This window comes from Brevundimonas sp. NIBR10 (assembly GCF_027912515.1).
GTDB lineage: Bacteria > Pseudomonadota > Alphaproteobacteria > Caulobacterales > Caulobacteraceae > Brevundimonas.
Genome location: NZ_CP115464.1, coordinates 1,911,067 through 1,929,175 on the forward strand (window position 1 = coordinate 1,911,067; position 18,109 = coordinate 1,929,175).

The 18,109-nt window shown below is 69.1% G+C and carries 16 protein-coding genes; 9 read left to right on the forward strand and 7 right to left on the reverse strand.

What is annotated here, in order from left to right:
- Positions 1-32 precede the first annotated feature (32 nt).
- The 5 genes from thiE to O5K39_RS09480 all read left to right on the forward strand — a co-directional run bounded on the left by thiE (position 33) and on the right by O5K39_RS09480 (position 6,280).
- The gene (thiE, locus tag O5K39_RS09460; RefSeq protein ID WP_271147017.1) at positions 33-713 is read left to right on the forward strand and encodes a thiamine phosphate synthase; all 681 of its coding nucleotides are present in this window, start codon (positions 33-35) and stop codon (positions 711-713) included.
- Positions 714-778: 65 nt separating this feature from the next.
- Entirely contained in the window at positions 779-2,467 is a 1,689-nt protein-coding gene (locus O5K39_RS09465; RefSeq protein ID WP_271147018.1) for an ATP-binding protein, read from the forward strand.
- A gap of 124 nt (positions 2,468-2,591) precedes the next feature.
- Positions 2,592-4,043 carry a cytochrome ubiquinol oxidase subunit I gene (locus O5K39_RS09470; RefSeq protein WP_271147019.1) on the forward strand — a complete coding sequence of 484 codons (1,452 nt, stop codon included), beginning with the start codon at positions 2,592-2,594 and terminating at the stop codon, positions 4,041-4,043.
- Entirely contained in the window at positions 4,040-5,077 is a 1,038-nt protein-coding gene (gene cydB, locus O5K39_RS09475; RefSeq protein ID WP_271147020.1) for a cytochrome d ubiquinol oxidase subunit II, read from the forward strand. Before O5K39_RS09470 ends, cydB begins: the two co-directional genes overlap by 4 nt.
- A gap of 159 nt (positions 5,078-5,236) precedes the next feature.
- Positions 5,237-6,280 (forward strand): hypothetical protein, encoded by a 1,044-nt coding sequence (locus tag O5K39_RS09480; protein ID WP_271147021.1) that lies wholly within the window; start codon positions 5,237-5,239, stop codon positions 6,278-6,280.
- Between the two features lie 7 nt (positions 6,281-6,287).
- Here the strand turns inward: O5K39_RS09480 and O5K39_RS09485 are convergent, their stop codons facing one another.
- The 3 genes from O5K39_RS09485 to O5K39_RS09495 all read right to left on the reverse strand — a co-directional run bounded on the left by O5K39_RS09485 (position 6,288) and on the right by O5K39_RS09495 (position 8,936).
- Positions 6,288-6,626 (reverse strand): VOC family protein, encoded by a 339-nt coding sequence (locus O5K39_RS09485; protein WP_271147022.1) that lies wholly within the window; start codon positions 6,624-6,626, stop codon positions 6,288-6,290.
- 179 nt (positions 6,627-6,805) lie between these two features.
- The gene (locus O5K39_RS09490) at positions 6,806-7,990 is read right to left on the reverse strand and encodes an acetyl-CoA C-acyltransferase (protein WP_271147023.1); all 1,185 of its coding nucleotides are present in this window, start codon (positions 7,988-7,990) and stop codon (positions 6,806-6,808) included.
- Between the two features lie 94 nt (positions 7,991-8,084).
- Positions 8,085-8,936 carry a thioesterase family protein gene (locus tag O5K39_RS09495; protein ID WP_271147024.1) on the reverse strand — a complete coding sequence of 284 codons (852 nt, stop codon included), beginning with the start codon at positions 8,934-8,936 and terminating at the stop codon, positions 8,085-8,087.
- A gap of 178 nt (positions 8,937-9,114) precedes the next feature.
- On the opposite strand from O5K39_RS09495, the gene O5K39_RS09500 reads away from it, so the two are divergent.
- Entirely contained in the window at positions 9,115-9,615 is a 501-nt protein-coding gene (locus O5K39_RS09500) for a helix-turn-helix domain-containing protein (RefSeq protein ID WP_271147025.1), read from the forward strand.
- 40 nt (positions 9,616-9,655) lie between these two features.
- Here the strand turns inward: O5K39_RS09500 and O5K39_RS09505 are convergent, their stop codons facing one another.
- The gene (locus O5K39_RS09505) at positions 9,656-10,876 is read right to left on the reverse strand and encodes an RtcB family protein (RefSeq protein ID WP_271147026.1); all 1,221 of its coding nucleotides are present in this window, start codon (positions 10,874-10,876) and stop codon (positions 9,656-9,658) included.
- A gap of 290 nt (positions 10,877-11,166) precedes the next feature.
- Positions 11,167-11,673: a hypothetical protein gene (locus O5K39_RS09510; protein ID WP_271147027.1), complete on the reverse strand. Its 507-nt coding sequence runs from the start codon at positions 11,671-11,673 to the stop codon at positions 11,167-11,169.
- 131 nt (positions 11,674-11,804) lie between these two features.
- Between O5K39_RS09510 and O5K39_RS09515 the strand changes: the two genes are divergently transcribed.
- Positions 11,805-13,217: a tetratricopeptide repeat protein gene (locus O5K39_RS09515; protein WP_271147028.1), complete on the forward strand. Its 1,413-nt coding sequence runs from the start codon at positions 11,805-11,807 to the stop codon at positions 13,215-13,217.
- 3 nt (positions 13,218-13,220) lie between these two features.
- Here the strand turns inward: O5K39_RS09515 and O5K39_RS09520 are convergent, their stop codons facing one another.
- Entirely contained in the window at positions 13,221-15,968 is a 2,748-nt protein-coding gene (locus O5K39_RS09520) for a TSCPD domain-containing protein (RefSeq protein WP_271147029.1), read from the reverse strand.
- Between the two features lie 205 nt (positions 15,969-16,173).
- Between O5K39_RS09520 and O5K39_RS09525 the strand changes: the two genes are divergently transcribed.
- Both O5K39_RS09525 and O5K39_RS09530 read left to right on the forward strand, forming a co-directional pair.
- A complete protein-coding gene (locus O5K39_RS09525) occupies positions 16,174-16,566 on the forward strand; it encodes an NADH:ubiquinone oxidoreductase subunit NDUFA12 (protein ID WP_271147030.1) in 393 nt (130 codons plus the stop codon).
- The gene (locus tag O5K39_RS09530; protein ID WP_271147031.1) at positions 16,563-17,225 is read left to right on the forward strand and encodes a DUF2155 domain-containing protein; all 663 of its coding nucleotides are present in this window, start codon (positions 16,563-16,565) and stop codon (positions 17,223-17,225) included. The genes O5K39_RS09525 and O5K39_RS09530 overlap by 4 nt, the downstream gene beginning before the upstream one ends.
- Here the strand turns inward: O5K39_RS09530 and aat are convergent.
- Positions 17,192-17,866, reverse strand: a complete 675-nt coding sequence (aat, locus tag O5K39_RS09535) for a leucyl/phenylalanyl-tRNA--protein transferase (RefSeq protein WP_271147032.1) — start codon at positions 17,864-17,866, stop codon at positions 17,192-17,194. The genes O5K39_RS09530 and aat overlap by 34 nt on opposite strands.
- Positions 17,867-18,109: the final 243 nt, after the last annotated feature.

Below are 18,109 nucleotides of genomic sequence, written 5' to 3' on the forward strand. Positions count from 1 at the left end.
ACGCACGCAACCGTGCGGGGCAGGCGGACGTCATGGCCAGACCTTCCAGTATTCCTGAACGCCCGCAAACCCGACTCTACCTCATCACGCCACCCCGGATCGACGATCTGGACGCGTTTGCCGGGCAGCTCGAAGCCGCGCTCGGGGCGGGTGATGTGGCGGCCTTGCAGGTCCGGCTGAAGCCGGCCGACGAGGCGACGATTCGCGCGGCGGTGACGCGCCTGGCCCCGATCGCGCGGAGGCATGATGTGGCGTTGATCCTCAACGACCGTCCGGACCTGGCCGCCGATCTGGGGTGTGACGGGGTTCATGTGGGTCAGTCGGACGCGTCGGTCGCCTCGGCGCGGCGGCTGATGGGGTCCGCCGCCATGATCGGTGCGACCTGCCACGACAGCCGCGACCTTGCCATGGAGGCGGCGGAGGCGGGGGCCGACTATGTCGCGTTCGGGGCCTTCTTTGCGACCGACACCAAGGAAACCACGCACCGGCCCGATCCGGAAATCCTGTCCATCTGGCAGCAGACCATCGAGACACCGTGCGTGGCGATCGGCGGGATCACGGTCGACAATGCCGCAGGTCTGGCCCTGGCCGGCGCGGACTTCGTCGCCGTCAGCGCCGGGGTCTGGGCCTATCCCGAGGGGCCAGGCGAGGCGGTGCGCGCTTTCAATGCCGTTCTGGCCCAGGCCTGGGAGGCGGCGTCCGGTCGGGGCTAACTTCACCGGATATTAGGGAGGCGGGGCGATAGATTGCCGTCCCGTTTCGATCCGAGTCCTGCCTGATGTCCGTCAGCCGCGTGCTGGAAGCTCCAACCAGGCCCCTTGCGCCTGCCCCTGTACGTCGGCCCGCGCGAGCGGGGGCGGCGGGTCCGAGCACGGCGTTTGCACAGCCCCTGGGGCCGCTGGCGACGGCCTGCGCGGTAGTCCTGCTGACGGTCCTGGGCATTCGTTTTGGGATGACGACCGAGGGCGTCGTCGTGATGTGGCTGGCCAATGCGGTCGCCTCGGCGATCTGGGTCCGGACCGGCAAGGGTCTGGCGTTTGACCTCTGCTTCGGTGGGCTCGTCATCGGCGGCCTGTTGGCGGGTCTGCTGCTCATGGGGTACGCGCCGTTCGCGTCCCTGTCGTTGGCGGCTGTCAACGGGGTGGAGATCGTAGCCGCCGTCCTGCTGATGCGGCGCTTCGCCCCCGGTCAAAGCCTGTCCACGGTTCGATCCGCCGTCACCGTGATCGGCGTGTCTGCTCTCGTCGCGCCGTTGATCGGAGCCGGACTGGGCTGTCTGGTTCTGGCCAACCTGAAAGGAGTACCGCTCCTCACCGGTTTCCAGATGTGGTGGTTTGGCCACGCCCTGGGCATGACGCTGATCCTGCCCATAGTTCTGGGCGTCAACGGCCGGTCGGCCAAGGTTCTGATCGATCCCGTCAGAATGGCGGAGTGGATCGGCCTCCTGGCCATGCTGACCGCCGTGGCGTGGGCCTACTATATTCTGAGGCTGGGACCGGTGTCGTTCATTCTCAACATGCTGCTGGTCATCATCGCAGCGCGTTTGCGATTGACCGGCGTCGCCATTTCGATGCTGGCGACCGCCGTTATCATGTTCTGGTCTATCCTCTACGGGGAACCGCCTCAATCCCTGGTCGGATTTGACCCCGGCATCAGAGTTCTGACTTCGCAGTTGATGCTTCTGTCCGTCTGCATGCCTTTCATGCTCGTCGCCGCACTTCTGAACCAGGTGGATGGCCTGACCGAGCGGGCCAAGGCGGGACAGCAACGCGCCGAACTGGCCTCAGAGTCCAAGTCCCGCCTGCTCGCCAACGTCGCCCATGAGATCAAGAGCCCGGTGGCCGGAGTCATCGGCATCGGCGACCTGTGGTCCTCGGGTCAACTGGGTCCGGTCACGGCGACGCAGAAGGAAATGGCCGACATGCTGGTCAAGACCGCGCGGCAGGTCGAGACCCTGGCCCACGACCTGCTGGACGTGGCGCGGGCAGAGTCCGGGGCCGTCAAGGTCGAGCTGCGGCCCACCGATGTGGTCGGGGTGATCGAGGATGTGTGCCGGTCCACCGCCATGCGCCCTGACGCCCAGGGACTGAAGGTGAAGGTCGAGGGCGAGGGCATCGGCTTGATCGCCCAGGCCGATTCCCAGCGTCTGACCCAGGTGATCGACAATTTCGCGACCAATGCCGTCAAGTACGGTGCGGCCGGCGGGGCGGTGACATTCCGGGCTCTCCGCATCCCCTTCGGCATCCGGATCGAGGTCTCCGACAAGGGGCCTGGCCTGACGCCTCAAAAGCAGACCCAGCTGTTCGAGCCGTTCAATCGCCTGGGACTCGAGCGCAGCACGGTCGAGGGCCACGGCATCGGTCTGGCCCTGGCCAAGCGGCTCGTTGAGCTCCAGGGCGGATCGATCGGGGTCGAGTCGGCACCGGGCGAAGGTGCGACCTTCTGGGTTGAACTGCCCGCCGCCTGACGTTAACCGATGTGCGTAACCCTGGCCGTGCGGCGTCGCGTCGCGCGCTCTATCGCCCGTAGACTCTGCCCTGGCGAAGGCGCAGTCAACCTGCACTGACTAGGGTTATTCGGGACACCTGACCGTGGACTTCGACGCACTTCTGCTGTCGCGACTGCAATTCGCCTTCACCATTGCCTTCCACATTCTGTTTCCCGCCTTCACGATCGGGCTGGCGGCCTATCTGGCGGTGCTGGAGGGGCTTTGGCTGGCGACGAAGCGTCAGGCCTTCATGACCCTGTACCTGTTCTGGGTGAAGATCTTCGCCCTCAGCTTCGGCATGGGCGTGGTGTCGGGGGTGGTGCTGTCCTACCAGTTCGGCACCAACTGGTCGGAGTTCATCCGCCTGACCGGCGGGGTGATCGGGCCCTTGCTGGCCTATGAGGTGCTGACGGCCTTCTTCCTCGAGGCGTCGTTCCTGGGGGTCATGCTGTTCGGCTGGAAGAAGGTCGGGCCACGGTTGCATTTCGCCGCGACGGTGCTGGTGGCGATCGGGACGACGATTTCGGCCTTCTGGATCCTGTCGGCCAACTCGTGGATGCAGACGCCGCAGGGGTTTCAGATCATGGCCGACGGCCGGTTCGAGGCGACCGACTACTGGCAGGTCATCTTCAACCCCAGCTTCCCGTCGCGCTTGGCCCACATGCTTTTGGCGGCCTTCATCACCACAGGGCTGGTGGTTGGAGCCGTGTCCGCATACCGGCTGCTTAAGGACCGGACGGCTGGCGTCAAAACCGAGGGTTGGAGCGAGAGCCGGATATCGTTGGTGATGGCGGTTGGCCTGATCGCCGTGCTCGCACCTATGCAACTGATCGTGGGCCATGAGTCGGGCATGGTCGCGCACAAGTATCAGCCGTCCAAGACCGCTGCGATCGAAGGCTATTGGGAGACCCGGGCTGATCAGCCGCTGCACCTGTTTGGCATTCCTGATCGAGGTGCCCAGAAAAATCACCTGCAGGTGTCTGTCCCCGGCATCGGCAATCTGATCCAGGGCGTGCCGAAGGACGAGGTCATCAAGGGGCTGGATTCCTATGCGCGCGAGGACCAGCCCCCGCCCCTGATTCCCTTCTTCGCCTTCCGGATCATGGTTGGGCTGGGCCTGCTGATGATCGGCCTGGGGGCGTGGGGCGCTGTGTTGATCTGGCGCAAGCGAATCTTCGACAGTCCCTGGTTCCTGCGCTTCGCTCTGGTCATGGGACCGTCCGGATTCCTGGCGGTTCTGGCGGGCTGGATGGTGACCGAGGTCGGACGCCAGCCCTGGCTGGTCTATGGCGTGCTGAGAACGAGAGACGCGGTGTCCCCGGTGACGACCGGCGAGGTGGCGATCTCGCTGACCGCCTATGTCCTGGTCTATTCGATCGTGTTCACCGCCGGGGCTATATTCATCCTTAGGCTTATGGCCGAGGGTCCGGTGGCGGCGAAGACCGAGCCGGCACCACGCGGACAGCGGGCACCGGGCACGCCGCTGGCCAAGGCGCCGGAGGACACCACGCCGGGCGACGACGGCCCTGACGGCGTACTGGGAGGTCCGAAATGACTCTTGATCTTCCTCTGATCTGGGCCGGGCTGATCGCCACGGCGGTGCTGCTCTATGTCGTGCTGGACGGGTTCGACCTGGGGGTCGGCATCCTGTTCCCGTTCGCAAAGACGCCGGGCGAGCGCGACGTGATGATGAACACCATCGCCCCGGTGTGGGACGGTAACGAGACCTGGCTGGTGTTGGGTGGAGGGGGGCTGCTGGCCGCCTTTCCGCTGGCCTATTCGGTGCTGATGCCGGCGTTGTATCTGCCGGTGCTGCTGATGCTGGCGGGGCTGATCCTGCGGGGCGTAGCGTTCGAGTTCAGATTCCGGGCCCGGAACCGGGGCCGCAAATTCTGGACCCAGATGTTCGCCGGGGGCTCGATCCTGACGGCCCTGGCTCAGGGGCTGATCCTCGGCGGTTTCATTCAGGGGGTGACAGTCGAGAACGACCGGTTCGCGGGTGGGCCGTTCGACTGGTTCACCCCCTACACCCTGCTGGTCGCGGCCGGGTTGGTGGCCGGATACGCGCTGTTGGGCTCGACCTGGCTGATGATGAAGACGACCGACAATCTGCACGGCGACGCACGTCGCTGGACGGTGTGGGGGGCGGTCGCGGTCACGGCGCTGCTGGCGGCGGTCAGTGTGGCGACCCTGGTGATCCACCCCCGGATCGCGGCGCGCTGGGGTATCGACCTCAGCGACGGGCTGGCGGTGTCGATGCCGACGCTGGCTCCCCTGCTGCTGATCCCGGTGCTGGGCCTGATCGGGCTGGGGATCGTGTTCGTCATGGGTCGCAAGGGCTCGCATCGCTGGCCCTTCGCGGGCGCGCTGCTGGTCTTCCTGTCGGGGTATCTGGGGCTGGCGGTCGGGTTCGCGCCCTATGTCGTGCCCTATGCCATCGACTATCGTCAGGCCGCCGCCCCCGACAATGCCCTGGGGCTGATGCTGGTCGGAACGGGGATCATCCTGCCGCTGATCCTGCTCTACACCGGCTGGGTCTACTATGTGTTCCGGGGCAAGATCGACGAGGAGGCCGGCTATCATCATTGATCCCGTTCCCCCGCCCGAGCCGGACGAAGCCGCCGGCCCGCTGTGGAAGAAGCTGGCCTGGTTCGCCGGGCTGTGCTTGGCAAGTTCCGCGGTGGTAGCCGTCGTCGCCTATGCGTTGCGGGCCTTGCCGTTCGCGGGCTGAGGCGCGAAAGAGGGGCCATGTCGAGCTCCGTCGTGTTTGCCGCCCTGCTGCTGTCGTCAGCACCCCAGACCACCACCGCCGCCCCGCCGCCGGGATCGATCCAGGGCCTGCCGCCGTCGCAGCGCCCCGGCAGCGACCTGACGCGCAGCCTGAACAGCGCGCCCCCTGCGGCCGTCGTGCCTGTGCCACGTCCGGTGCAGCCCGCTCCGGTCTATTCGCCACCGCCGACCTCCGCACCGGTGCCGCGCCCGGCTCCCGTGACCCCGCCGCCTCTGAACCCGCCGCCTGTGCGCCAGCCGACGCCGACCCCGGCTCCGGTCATGCCCCAGCCGCGCCCGTCCGCTCCGCCGGTTTCCACGGCACCCGCCCCGGTGCCTCGTCCTTCAGCGCCCTCGACCCAACCGCCGGTGACCCGTCCCACGCCCGCGCCCGTCATGCCTCAGCCGCGCCCCGTCGCGCCGCCGATCGCAGCGACGCCAACGCCGGTGCCGACACCCCGGCCGACACCGACCGTGCCGCAGCCCCGCCCTGTGACCCCGCCTGTCGCGGCACCGCCGATGCCCGTCCCCCGGCCCAGCGCGCCGGTCGTACACCCCCCTGTCCGGAGCCCGGCACCCTCGACGGGGCCGGCCTTTGCGCCCGAGCCCCTGCCGGCTCCGGTCCCTGCGCCGCCTGCGCCCGCGCCGGTGCCCGCTGCCACGCCGGTCAGTCCCTCGGCCTACGCCGCCCTGCCGTTTACGGTGGAGATGCCGATGGGCTTCAGCCTGACGGCGGGTCGGCCCGGTCCGGATTTCCAGGAATATACGATCGCCCGCGCGGGCCAGGCCTTCGTGCGCATTTATGTCGGGCCGTCGTCGCAGTTCCCGATCTATTCGGGAGACGTGATCATGGCCGGCGGACGCGCCTCGGTGGTGACCACCGACGGCCTGACCCGGCACGCGCTGGAGCACATGTTCCAGCGCCCGACGGCCCCGCGCGAGATCCACGTCTGGACCTCCAGCCTCGACGGCGCCGATCAGGCCCTGGCCGAACGGATCGCCGACTCGGTCGACGCCAAATAGGCGAGGTCTACTCCGACCAGGCCGCCAGTTCGGTTCCGGCCGGATCGCGGAAGTGGAAGCGCCGCCCGCCGGGGAAGGCGAAGATGGGTTTGAGGATCACGCCGCCGGCCGCCTCGACCCGCGCCTGCATGGCCTCCAGATCGGTGGCGTAGAGGACGGGAAGGGGTGCCTTGGACCGGTCGGCCGGATCGGCGTCGAAGCCGCCGTCCAGACCCTCATTGAAGGCCGCATAGGTCGGCCCATAGTCCTGAAAGGTCCAGCCGAAGGCCGCATCATAAAAGGCCTTGACCGCGCCGATGTCTGCGGCGGGAAATTCCAGATAGTCGAGCTTGCCGTCTTCGCGCATGTTCGTGTTCCGTTCCTGTAAGCCGCCGAAAAGGGGCTTGCCACACAGATGATCTCCACGCAATCTTGAGAACTATTCGCAGTCGCAAGAGTCGTCGTGATGATCGTTCTGGCCGGCGGACCCGACGCCTTGAGCCGCCTGATGGCGTCCGACCGTGTGCGCCGGTGCGGCCGGGCAGATCAGACCAGTTCGACCGCCATCGCCACGGCCTCGCCGCCGCCGATGCACAGGCTGGCCACGCCCTTGGTGCCGCCACGCGCCTGAAGCGCAGCAAGCAGGGTGGTCAGGACGCGCGCGCCGGACGCGCCGATTGGGTGACCGAGGGCAGTGGCGCCGCCGTTGACGTTGACCCTGGCGTGGTCGAGGCCGAGCTCCTGCATGGCGATCATCGGCACCACGGCAAAGGCCTCGTTGATCTCCCACAAGTCGACGTCGGCGGCGGTCCAGCCGGCCTTGGCCAGGGCCTTCTGAATCGCAGGGACGGGCGCGGTGGTGAACAGGCCGGGCTCGTGGGCATGGGCCGAATGGCTGACGATCCGCGCGACGATCGGCAGGCCTAGCACCTTGGCCACGCTTTCGCGGGTCATGACCAGGGCGGCGGCACCGTCGCTGATCGAGGCGGAGGAGGCGGCGGTGATGGTGCCGTCCTTGGCGAAAGCGGGTTTCAGGCCGGGGATCTTGTCCGGCATGGCCTTGCCGGGCTGTTCGTCCTCGACGACCGTGACCGTGCCCTTGCGACCCGCGACCTCGACCGGGGTGATCTCGGCCTTGAAGGCGCCCGAGGTGATCGCCGCATTGGCGCGGGTCAGGCTTTCGACCGCATAGGCGTCCTGAGCCTCGCGCGTGAACTGATAGGTCCGGGCAGAGTCTTCCGCGAAAGACCCCATCGGCTTGCCGGGCGAATAGGCGTCCTCCAGCCCGTCCATCATCATGGAATCGATGATGACGTCATGGCCGATGCGAGCGCCCGCGCGGTGCTTGTTCATCAGGAAGGGCGCGCCAGTCATGGATTCCATGCCGCCCGCGACGATGACGTCGGCGGAGCCGGCGGCGAGGCTGTCCGAGGCCATCATCACGGCCTGAAGGCCCGAGCCGCACATCTTGTTCAGCGTCGTGGCCTCGACGTGCAGGCCCAGCCCCGCGCCGATCGCCGCCTGACGCGCCGGGGCCTGACCCAGGCCGGCGGGCAGAACGCACCCCATGTAGATCTGGTCGATCTTCGCGGGATCGACGCCCGCGCGCTCCACCGCCGCCTTGACCGCCGTGGCACCCAGTTCGGTCGCCTTCACGCCCGTGAACGCGCCCTGGAACCCGCCCATCGGGGTGCGGGCGAAGGAAACGATGACGACGGGATCGGCGGACATGGCGGAAAATCCTTGAAAGGCTGTGACGGCTAGATCGGCGGTTTGTCGGTCGGGTTCAAGCGGGGCGGTGAGCGGCACAGTGAAACTGCCGCGATCAGGGCCGGGGCGGACGGGTCGGGGCCAGTTTTCGGCGCTGCCGGCCGATGGCGAGAATGCTGCCGGTCCCGTCGCGCACGATCAGGTCGTCCAGCGTCCAGCCACCGCCCAGATCGATCAGCGAAAACTCGAAGAAGGCCCAGCCATCGGGTGCGTTCTCCGGGGTCGGATCCATGAGGATGTCGTAGCGCAGATCCACGGTCGCGGCGCGGAACGGCTGGGTCACGACGGTCCAGCCCGGCGGATACACGGCGTCCATCAGATAACAGAGCCGGGCCTCATCCAGAGGGGCTCCATCCCGCGTCCGCATCCACAACCGCTCTCCGCCTTGATCGCCGGTCAGACCCCTCAGCAGGCTGGGCCCGGTCACCATCCGGTACTCGACCTGCTGGGAGAACCAGGGTGCCATCGGTCCGCTGATGGAACGCGCCGGGTCGATGCTGTCGAGGGGCGGAGGCGGGACGATCCGCCCCGCCACGCGCGGCGCATGGGCGTCGTCCTGGCCATAGGTGGCCTGGGCGTGGTGGGTCAGGCTCTCGCCCTGGCGCACGTCGAGCGCCGCATAGGTGACGGTGCGCCCGCCGCGCAGGATCCGGGGCGTGAAGGTGACCGGCGTGTCATAGGCCGGCGCCGACAGGAACTGCATCGACAGGCTGCGCAACGGCTGGGTCAGGCCCAGGCCACGGCGCAAGGCCGAGGCCGACAGGGCGGCCAGCAACCCCCCGAACGGAAAGCCCTTCTCGGGCGGCGCAGAGATCGGCCCGTTCGAGAAGTCGCCGGTCAGGGTGCCGATCAATCCGTCGGGGCCCGGGCTCAGGGTCAGGGCTTCAGCAAGGCTCTTCGAGGTCATGGCGTCGGGTCAGGGTCCAAAAGGAACGGGCGGAAGACGGCGCTTCCGCCCGTGTCAGTCAAGGAATGCAGGAAACGCCCGGCGATCGCCATACGTCCGTTGCGAAAAGATACTGACTTGGAGCGTCCATTTTGGCAACCCACTTGCCAAACGCCTGACGCGGGGTCACTTTCCGACCATGGGACGTACCGCCGATTATTCCAAACAAAGCTGCACCATCGCCGCCACGCTCGAGGTGATCGGCGATCCCTGGACCCTGCTGGTCATCCGTGACGCCTTTCAGGGCACGACCCGGTTCGAGCAGTGGCAGGATCAGCTGGGCGTGGCCCGCAACGTCCTGGCCGCGCGTTTGAAGACCCTCGTCGCCCACGGCGTGCTGGAGCCGCGCCTGTATTCCGAACGACCGCCACGCAATGAATACGTCCTGACCCGAAAGGGTAGGGATCTGTCCGACGTCCTGCTGACCATGCACGGCTGGGGCTCGAAACACCTCTACAGCGAGTGCGACTCGGGGGTCAGCTTCCGCCACAAGACCTGCGGTGCCGAACTGTCGCCGCGTCTGGCCTGCAGCTGCTGCGGAGAGATCGTCAACCGTCGCGACATCGAGACCCGCCGCATCGCCGACTGTCCGACGGTTGGAGACGTCATGCCGAGGCCAAGCGACACCGAAGTCGCCTGAACGACGAAAGCCGGCTCCGCTCGCGCGAAACCGGCTCCCGTCATCCCTTTACGCACACCACCTGACGCAGGGTGTGGACGACCTCGATCAGGTCGGTCTGGGCCGCGATGACCGCGTCGATGTCCTTGTAGGCCATCGGCGTTTCATCGATCACCTCGGCGTCCTTGCGGCACTCGACGCCTTCGGTGGCGCGGACGTGGTCCTCCACCGTGAAGCGACGCTTGGCCTCGGTCCGGCTCATCGCCCGACCGGCGCCGTGCGAGCAGGTGCAGAAGCTTTCCGCATTGCCCTTGCCGCGCACGATGAAGGATTTCGCCCCCATCGAACCCGGGATGATGCCCAGCTCATCCAGCTTGGCCGACACTGCGCCCTTGCGGGTCAGGTAGACGTCCTTGCCGAAATGCTTCTCCTTCGAGACGTAGTTGTGATGGCAGTTCACCGCTTCCTGCGTCGTCTCCAGATCCGGCCAGAACGCGCGCAGCACGGTCAGGACGCTGTCCATCATCACCTCGCGGTTGGCGCGCGCGTACTTCTGCGCCCACGACACCGCCCGGACATAGTGGACGAAGCCGTCCGTCCCCTCGGGGAGGTAGGCGAGGTCCTGATCCGGCAGGTTGATGTGCCAGCGGCGCATCTCGTGCTTGGCCCGGTCGATGAAATAGGTCCCGAACCGGTTGCCCACGCCCCGCGAGCCGGAGTGCAGCATCACCCACACGTCGCCAGCCTCGTCGAGACAGAGCTCGATGAAGTGGTTGCCGGTGCCCAGCGTCCCCAGATGGCCGAAGCCACGCGGGTGCGCCGCCTTGGGATGGGCCTCGACCACGGCGTCATAGCCGGCCTTCAGCTCGCCCCAGCGGGTGACCGCAGAGGCGGGCGGCTCGCCGGCCCAGGCGCCCTTGTCATTGCGGCCGCCGTTGTCGGTGCGGCCGTGCGGAACGGCCGCCTCGATCGCGGAGCGGATGCCCGACAGGTCGTCCGGCAGATGTTCGGAGCGGATCGAGGTCCGCACCGCCATCATGCCGCAGCCGATGTCCACGCCGACGGCGGCGGGGATGATGGCCCCGATCGTCGGGATCACCGAACCCACCGTCGCGCCCATGCCCCAATGCACGTCGGGCATGACCGCGACGTGCTTATGGATGAACGGCAGCGAGGCCACGTTCTTCAGCTGCTTCAGTGCCGCATCCTCGATGGGCACGCCCCGGGTCCAGGCTTTGATGGGCACATGGTCCGGGTTTTCGATCACGTCATAGCCGCGCATGGCGACGTCTCCTTTTCTGTCTTTCGATCCTCTCGGACCGGCAGGGGAGGCGTCACTTGCGGATACAAGAAACCCCTCCGGCCGGTCGGCGGGAGGGGTTGCTGGAATACCGAAGTCTGATCGACCGTTCGTTCCCTAGACACCCTCCGCGCACGCGCCATTGCCCTCGACCAACTGGCGGTCGAAGCTCATGGGCAGGTACGGGGTGGCGGGCTTACAGAACATGGTGGTCTCGTCTTCGGAGGGCGCGACATACACCGATGATCGGCGTTTGGCCAGTGCGCCGCCGCCTACTCCGCCCGGACCACGACGATGACGAGGCGCTTGCCGCCGTCGGGTTCCTCGCTCGAGGTCCATTTGTTGGCGACGACATAGAGGGGCGATGAGACGCCCTGGGGCTGGCCGGTCCAGACGTCGACGGCCATGTCGGGGCTGGACTGGACGTTGCTCTGGACAGCGGTCCAGCCGATGCCGGCCATGGCCGGCAGGAGGTCCAGGCCCGAACCGGCGGGGCCGGTCACCGTGACCTGGCAGACGTTGTTCTCGGCCATCCAGTCGATGGTCACGGTCGATCCGCCGCCGGAGGGGACGCGCCAGCCGGTGCCGGATGCGGTCAGGTTTTGTGCCTGGGCCAGGGTCCCGAGACGGGCGGCATCGGACGGCTGGCCGTCGAACATGGTCAGGCAGACGTTGTGGACGGCGAGACCGGCGGCCTCGCCCGCATCGTTGACGGGCTCCTGGGCCAGGGCGATGCCCGGGGCGAGCAGAACGGCGGCGGCGGCGATGATCCTGAGCATGATGGTCTCTCCAGTTGCCGGATCGTGACAGGGCGGCGGGGGGCCGAAAAGGGGGCGGGGTGCCATCGTCAGGAACCGGCGCCTCGGCCGGTGGTCGCCCGTGCTAGGTTGGGCCCATGAGGACGGGGGGCATGATCGCTGGACTGGCGGCGGCTGCGTTGTGGGCGGCGGTGCCCGCGAGCGTCTGCGCCCAGGACCCCCAGGCCATCCAGACGGCGGTCCGCCAAGGACAGGGACTGGTCGCCCAGGGCCGACCCGCCGAGGCCGAACCCCTGTTGCGACAGGCGGCCCAGGACGCACGACGCCTGTGGGGCGACACCTCGCCCGACGCAGGGTCCCTGACCTGGCTCTGGGCCGGGGCGGTGCGGGATCAGGGTCGGTCGGCGGAGGCGGAGACGATCTATCGCGAGGCCCTGCGGCTGATGCTGGCGACGGATGAGCCGGGGCATCCGATCATCGGCCGGATCGACAACGACCTGGCCATGACCCTGATGGATCAGGGGCGCTATGACGAGGCCCTGCCGCTGCTGGAACAGGCCATCGCGATCCACACGGCCGTCGAGGGTCCGGCGGGGGATCAGGCTCTGGTGGCCGTGAACAACCGCGCGATCGTTCTGAAGCGGCTGGGGCGCTATCTGGAGGCGGACGCAGAGTACCGCCGGGTGCTGGCGGCGCGCGAGGCGGAGGGGGCGGACCCGACCGAGATCGCGACCACGCTCAACAATCTGGGTGCCAACCTGATGATGCTGGATCGCGGGGCCGAGGCTGAGGTCGCGCTGCGTCGGGCCGTGGCCCTGCGTGAGACCGCGCTGGGGCCGTCTGATCCGTTGACCGGCCAGTCGCTGGCCCTGCTGGCCGGGGCGGTGGCGGCCCAGGGGCGGTTCGAGGCCGCCGAGGCGATGCAGCGTCGGTCCCTGCTGGCGTTCGGACCCGGCACCGACCCGGTCGAACGGGCGGCGGCGCTGGGGGCGCTGTCGGACATCCTGCTGAGCCTGAACCGCAGCGGCGAGGCCGAGGCTCCGGCCGTGGAGGCCTTGGCCCTGCTGACCGAGCGGCTGGGCCCCGATCACCCGGAGACATTGGTGGCCACCGTCGCGGTCGCCGACGTCATGCTGTTGCAGGGACGGCCCGAGGGGGCCGAGCCCCTGCTGGCCGAGGCGATCCGCCGCGCGACGGCCCGTCTGGGGCCGAACCATCCCGGGTTGATGCAGCCCCTGTTCCTGCTGGCCCTGACCTATGGGGAGCTGGACCGCCGGGCGGAGGCCCTGCCGCGCTTTCGACAGGCGGTCGCCATCGCCGACGCCAGCCTGCCGCGCGATCATCTGGCGCGGATCGGGGCCCTGGCCAATCTGGGCTCGGCCCTGGCGGCGGACCGGCAGTCGGGCGCGGCGCTTCCGGTGTTGCGGGAGGCGGGGCGGGCCCTGATCGAGAAGTCGCGTCAAGGCGGAGCGGACGTGGAGGCCGGGCGGCGTGACATCGCGGGCTATCGCTACCTCTACCGGCTGACCGTCACGGCCGCTTGGGACCGGTCGACCGGGCGCTGAGCCTCAGCCCTGCATCGAGGCCGAGGCCCCGCAGGCGTCGCAGACGCGCACCGCGCCGCGCTGTTGCAGGGTGAAGTCACCGCAGGCGGGGCAGGCGTCGGCATTGGCGGCTGAAGCGGTCTTCGTATCGACCTCCCGGGCCCGGCCGAAGGGCAGGACGACGAGGTTGTCGGGCGCGGCGCCGCGGGCGAACCCCTTGGACATGAACCGGGCGGCGGGCACCAGTTCGTCGGCCTTGCCGGAGCCCAGGCCGTCGGCGTCCAGCGGCTCGGCGTCGGCATTGGCCAGCTCCTGACGGCCCAGATAGGACACCCCCAGTTCGCGGAAGATATAGTCCAGGATCGAGGTCGCCGAGCCGATGGAGTCGTTGCCGGTGACGCGGCCGGCGGGCTCGAACCGGGTGAAGACGAAGGCGTCCACGAACTCGTCCAGCGGCACGCCGTGTTGGAGGCCCAGCGACACGGCGATGGCGAAATTGTTCATCAGGCTGCGGAAGGCGGCGCCTTCCTTGTGCATGTCGATGAAGATCTCGCCCAGCTCGCCGTCGTCGTACTCGCCAGTGTGGATATAGACCTTGTGGCCCCCGACGGCGGCCTTCTGGATATAGCCCTTGCGGCGGTCGGGCAGTTTGCGGCGGGAGCGGTCGCGCTCGACGATCCGTTCGACGATCTTCTCGACGGCGCGGACCTCGGGCTCCTGGGTCTCCAGGCTCGGGCGGCGCGGTGCCGGCTCGACCTCGGGCAGGGTGAACAGGGGACCTGAAGGGGCCGGGTCGGGTCGCAGGCGGATGGCGCGGCGGCCCTCGGCGGCGGCCTGGGCCAGGAGTGCGACGGCCTCGGACGACGTCAGGGTCCAGGGCTGGACGTCGGCTGAGGTGTCGGGGACGTCGCTGAAGGGCTCGATGGCGGCGCGGGCCTGATGGGCGATCGTGGCGGGCGGTTCGGCAAGCAAACTGGCGAGGGCGGTGGGGGCTCCCGGCCAGTCCGACAGGTCGGCGTGACCCAGAATGTCGGCAGTGGCCTCGGCGATCTCGGCAGGCGACAGGCCGAGTTGGGCGAGCAGTCCGCCGTCGCTCTCGATGCCCAGGACGTCGCGGACGAAGCCGGGGTCGAGCACATGGGGTCCAAAGGCGTCGTCGAGGCGATCGACCTGGGCCAGGGCGATCTCGACGGCCTCAAGCTCGGCATCTGTGAAGCCGAGGCTGCGCAGCCGTTCGGGATTGAGGCCGGGGGCCCCCTCCAGGGTGCGGCGGCCGAGCAGCCAGCGCTCGGCCTCGACCCTGGTCTCGACATCGAGGCCCTGGGCCAGGCAGGCGTGCAGGCGGCGACCGATCTGGCCGTCCGCGGTCTGGAAGGTCTCGACATGGGAGAAGGCTGAGGCACCGAGGCGAAGGTCCAGTTCGGGGTCGTCCAGCAGGAGGCCGATCGTGGCGTGGTGGCGGCCGGTCTTCTGCATCGCCGTCCGGGCCTCTGCGCACAGGTCGGCGGCGCGGGCGGCAAGGGGATCGTCGAGGCGGGCCAGTTGGTCCTGGCGGCGGGCGAGGGCGTCGAGAGCGGCAGGGGCCGAGGCGTCCCAGCCGTCGCAGGGGCCGAGCCGGGCCGCGATCTCGCTTGAGGCGAGGGCGGATGTTGCGGCGACGAGACCGGCCGTGGCGGCCAGGCTCTGGAACCCGTGGTCGCCGGATGCGACGGCGGCATCGACGCTGCCGCTCAGGCCGATCACGATGGGTCGGACGGCGTGGCGGCGGCGGGCGGCGGGACCGTCGGCGGAGAAGCCGCAGGCGGTCTCGATCTCCAGCGCCGTGGTCCACAGGCGGGTTAGGGCCTCAAGGGTCGCTGCGCTGTCGCCGGGCAGGGCGTCGATGGCGGGCAGGTTCAGGGCGCAGGCGGCGGCCAGGGACCGGTCGGCGATGGCGGTGGCGTCACCCGCGTCGAAGCTGAGGATCAGGTCGCCGGACAGGGCGGCGGAGGCGGCGACGTCGGCGGCTTGTCCGATCAGAGCCGACGGCTCGGCGTAGGCGGTCCAGCGGACGGCGAGGCGGGCCTTCGGGTCGGGCAGGGCGGGGCGGTCACCGCCGAGGGCGCGCAGGATGTCGGCGTCGGGGGCTCCGGCGCGGCGAGCGGCGGCCATGGCGCGGGCCAGGGCGGGGTTGCGGGCGGGGTCGGCGCAGTCTGCGGCCGGGCCTTCGCAGCGGTCCACGGCGTCGGCGACGGCGATCAGGGCGCGGGTGGCGGCCTCGGCCGAGGCTTGGGCCAGGTCGGCGATGCGGCGGGCTTCGACGGCCCGGGTCAGGGCGGTGCGGTCGGCGGGGTCGGACAGGTCCAGGACGGCCGGGTCCGGGGTCGGGCGGGTCGGGTCGCCGGCGACGGGGTGGACGCGGGCACCGTCCCTGAGTGTGGCGGCAGGGGCGGCGAGGCCCAGCAGGACGGTGGCCACCAGGTCGTCGGCGAAGACCTGGGCCTCGGCGGAACCCTCGACCACCCCGACCGCGCGGCCCCAGGCCGTCAGGCGGGCGGCCCAGTCGCTCAGCGCCCCGTCCAGCACCGTTGGAGCCAAGGTCGGGCGGATGTCGCAGGCGAGGGCGGGACGGTCGGTGGGCAGGGTGTCGGCCCAGTCGAGCCAGGCCTCGACCCGGGCGTCGGTCCAGCCGTCGGGGGCCAGGGTCTCGACGACCGCCGCCGCGCGCTCGACCGAACGCAGGCCGATCGACAGGTCGGCCGTGAGCGGGGCGAAACGGGGGGTAAAGCGCATTCGGGACCGTCTGTGCCGGAAATCCTGAACCAGACTAGGGCGGTGAAGGGCGGGCTTCAATAGATGTTGCGGGTCACGGCGGGCTTACCCCCAAGATGTTGATCGTGATGGGCGACCGGTCGTGCTGGACGCGGGGCCCTGTGGTTTCTATGATCGAGGATGCGTCGTCGGCCTCCCCGGCGGCCTGGATTCGGGATCGCCTCAGTTGCTCAAGACGATTTTCACCTGGTGGAACGGCGCCACGGTCGGGACCCTGTTCACCATCGCCAAGCGTGGTGTCCTGGTGGGGTCCGACGAGTTCGGCAACCGCTATTACGAGAGCCGGGACCACACCAGCTACGACGGGCGCAAGCGCCGCTGGGTCGTCTATGACGGCTATGCCGAGGCGTCCAAGGTGGCCCCCGACTGGTACGGCTGGCTGCACTATACCTATGAGGCACCGCCGACCGAGCAGCCGCTGGTGCGGCGCAAGTTCGAGCTGGACTACCGGCCCAACATGACCGGGACGCCCCTGGCCTGGCGTCCGCCGGGTTCGCTGGCGGCCGAGGGTGTGCGCCCGGCCGCGACCGGCGACTATGAGGCCTGGAAGCCCGAATGATGTCGCGCAAGGGGATCCTCGTCGGCGCCGCGGCCCTGATCCTGTGCGGGCTGGGCGTCGGGGGCGTGGTCGCGGGTGGCTTGCAGGACAGCCCGCCCCAGGACGCGCGTCCGGCCGATCCGATCGGCGACATTCTGAGGAACGCCCCGCCGGTCGAGGCCGCGCCGGCCGGCACGCCTGCCCCCGCCTCACCGATCGCCATCGTGCCGCCTGCGCCCATGGTGACGCCGGGCGAGCTGGACGAGACGGCCGCCCTCGCGGAAGAGGACGCGGTCAAGTCCGACGCGGAGGTCAAGCCCGCCGAGAAGGTCGAGGAGCCCGAGGTTCCCCTGCCGCGCCAGCGCCGCCGGGTCGCCATCGTCGAGGCCATCGACAAGGTGACGGCCGAGCGGATGCGGTTCGAGGTGGTGGTCGGCGGTCGGCCGGTTCGGTTCAACGGCAGTCTGATCTTCTCGGCCCGGGCCTGCGAGGTCACGGCACCGAACGAGTCGGTCAACGACGCCGTGGCCTATATGGACATCACCCTCCAGCCCAAGGGCACGGCCGTCCAGGCCGCGCCGCGCCAGATATTCCGGGGCTGGATGTTCGCCTCCACCCCCGCCGTCAGCGGCCTTCAGCACCCGGTCTATGACGCCTGGGTGGTGGGCTGCAAGGCATAGGTCACGGCGTCCGCGCCTGACAGCGGCAGGCCGAGCGAGCCCTTCTCGGGGGTGCAGGCCAGGGCCAAGGCAAGGCGTTCCAGATAGGCTGCTTGCGGCGTTTCGACCGCTCCGAACTGGCTGAGGTGGTCGGTCAGGAACTGGGCGTCCAGCAATGTCCAGCCGCCGCGTCGCAGGCGGGCGACCAGATGGACCAGAGCGACCTTGGACGCATCCCGCTCGCGGCTGAACATGCTCTCGCCGAAGAAGGCACCACCCAGGGTGACGCCGTACAGGCCCCCGACCAGCCGCTCGTCCCGCCAGCACTCGACGCTGTGGGCCCGGCCCCGGGCGTGGAGTTCCAGATAGATCCGCCGGATCGGGCCGTTGATCCAGGTGTCCTCCCGGCCCGGGGCGGGCTGGGCGCAGGCGTCGAGGACGGCGGCGAAGGCGGTGTCGACCCTGACGACGAACGGCTCGGAGCGGACCGTGCGGCGCAGACGGGATGGAATGTGGAATGAATCCAACGGGATGACGCCACGTTGTTCCGGCTCGACGAGGAAGATGCGCGGATCGTCCCGCGCCTCGCCCATCGGGAAGACGCCGGCGGCGTAGCAGTTCAGCAGCGCGTCGGGGCCGAAGCCGCCGAAGGGGTCGGTCAAGGAATGGGCTTTCGTGGACGTGTGGGGCTGGTGTCGGCGGACTGTCCTGACTCAAAAAACAGAGTCCGAAGAGTCCGAAGAGTCCGTTGAGTCCGGACTCAAAAACAGAGTCCGAGGAGTCCGAGGAGTCCGGATCCTGTGAACTCGGGTGCCGTGGGTGGGACCTCTCTGGATGTGAACGTCGGCGGACCACCAGCTTACCACAGCCGGGGACGGCGCCAGGTCGAAGGGCTCAACATCGAG

Excerpts from the sequence above, each read along its gene's own strand:
- thiE (WP_271147017.1), top strand. The coding sequence starts at position 33 with ATGGCCAGACCTTCCAGTATTCCTGAACGCCCGCAAACCCGACTCTAC.
- O5K39_RS09465 (WP_271147018.1), top strand. The coding sequence starts at position 779 with ATGTCCGTCAGCCGCGTGCTGGAAGCTCCAACCAGGCCCCTTGCGCCT.
- cydB (WP_271147020.1), top strand. The coding sequence starts at position 4,040 with ATGACTCTTGATCTTCCTCTGATCTGGGCCGGGCTGATCGCCACGGCG.
- O5K39_RS09480 (WP_271147021.1), top strand. The coding sequence starts at position 5,237 with ATGTCGAGCTCCGTCGTGTTTGCCGCCCTGCTGCTGTCGTCAGCACCC.
- O5K39_RS09485 (WP_271147022.1), bottom strand. The coding sequence starts at position 6,626 with ATGCGCGAAGACGGCAAGCTCGACTATCTGGAATTTCCCGCCGCAGAC.
- O5K39_RS09490 (WP_271147023.1), bottom strand. The coding sequence starts at position 7,990 with ATGTCCGCCGATCCCGTCGTCATCGTTTCCTTCGCCCGCACCCCGATG.
- O5K39_RS09495 (WP_271147024.1), bottom strand. The coding sequence starts at position 8,936 with ATGACCTCGAAGAGCCTTGCTGAAGCCCTGACCCTGAGCCCGGGCCCC.
- O5K39_RS09500 (WP_271147025.1), top strand. The coding sequence starts at position 9,115 with ATGGGACGTACCGCCGATTATTCCAAACAAAGCTGCACCATCGCCGCC.
- O5K39_RS09505 (WP_271147026.1), bottom strand. The coding sequence starts at position 10,876 with ATGCGCGGCTATGACGTGATCGAAAACCCGGACCATGTGCCCATCAAA.
- O5K39_RS09510 (WP_271147027.1), bottom strand. The coding sequence starts at position 11,673 with ATGCTCAGGATCATCGCCGCCGCCGCCGTTCTGCTCGCCCCGGGCATC.
- O5K39_RS09515 (WP_271147028.1), top strand. The coding sequence starts at position 11,805 with ATGATCGCTGGACTGGCGGCGGCTGCGTTGTGGGCGGCGGTGCCCGCG.
- O5K39_RS09520 (WP_271147029.1), bottom strand. The coding sequence starts at position 15,968 with ATGCGCTTTACCCCCCGTTTCGCCCCGCTCACGGCCGACCTGTCGATC.
- O5K39_RS09530 (WP_271147031.1), top strand. The coding sequence starts at position 16,563 with ATGATGTCGCGCAAGGGGATCCTCGTCGGCGCCGCGGCCCTGATCCTG.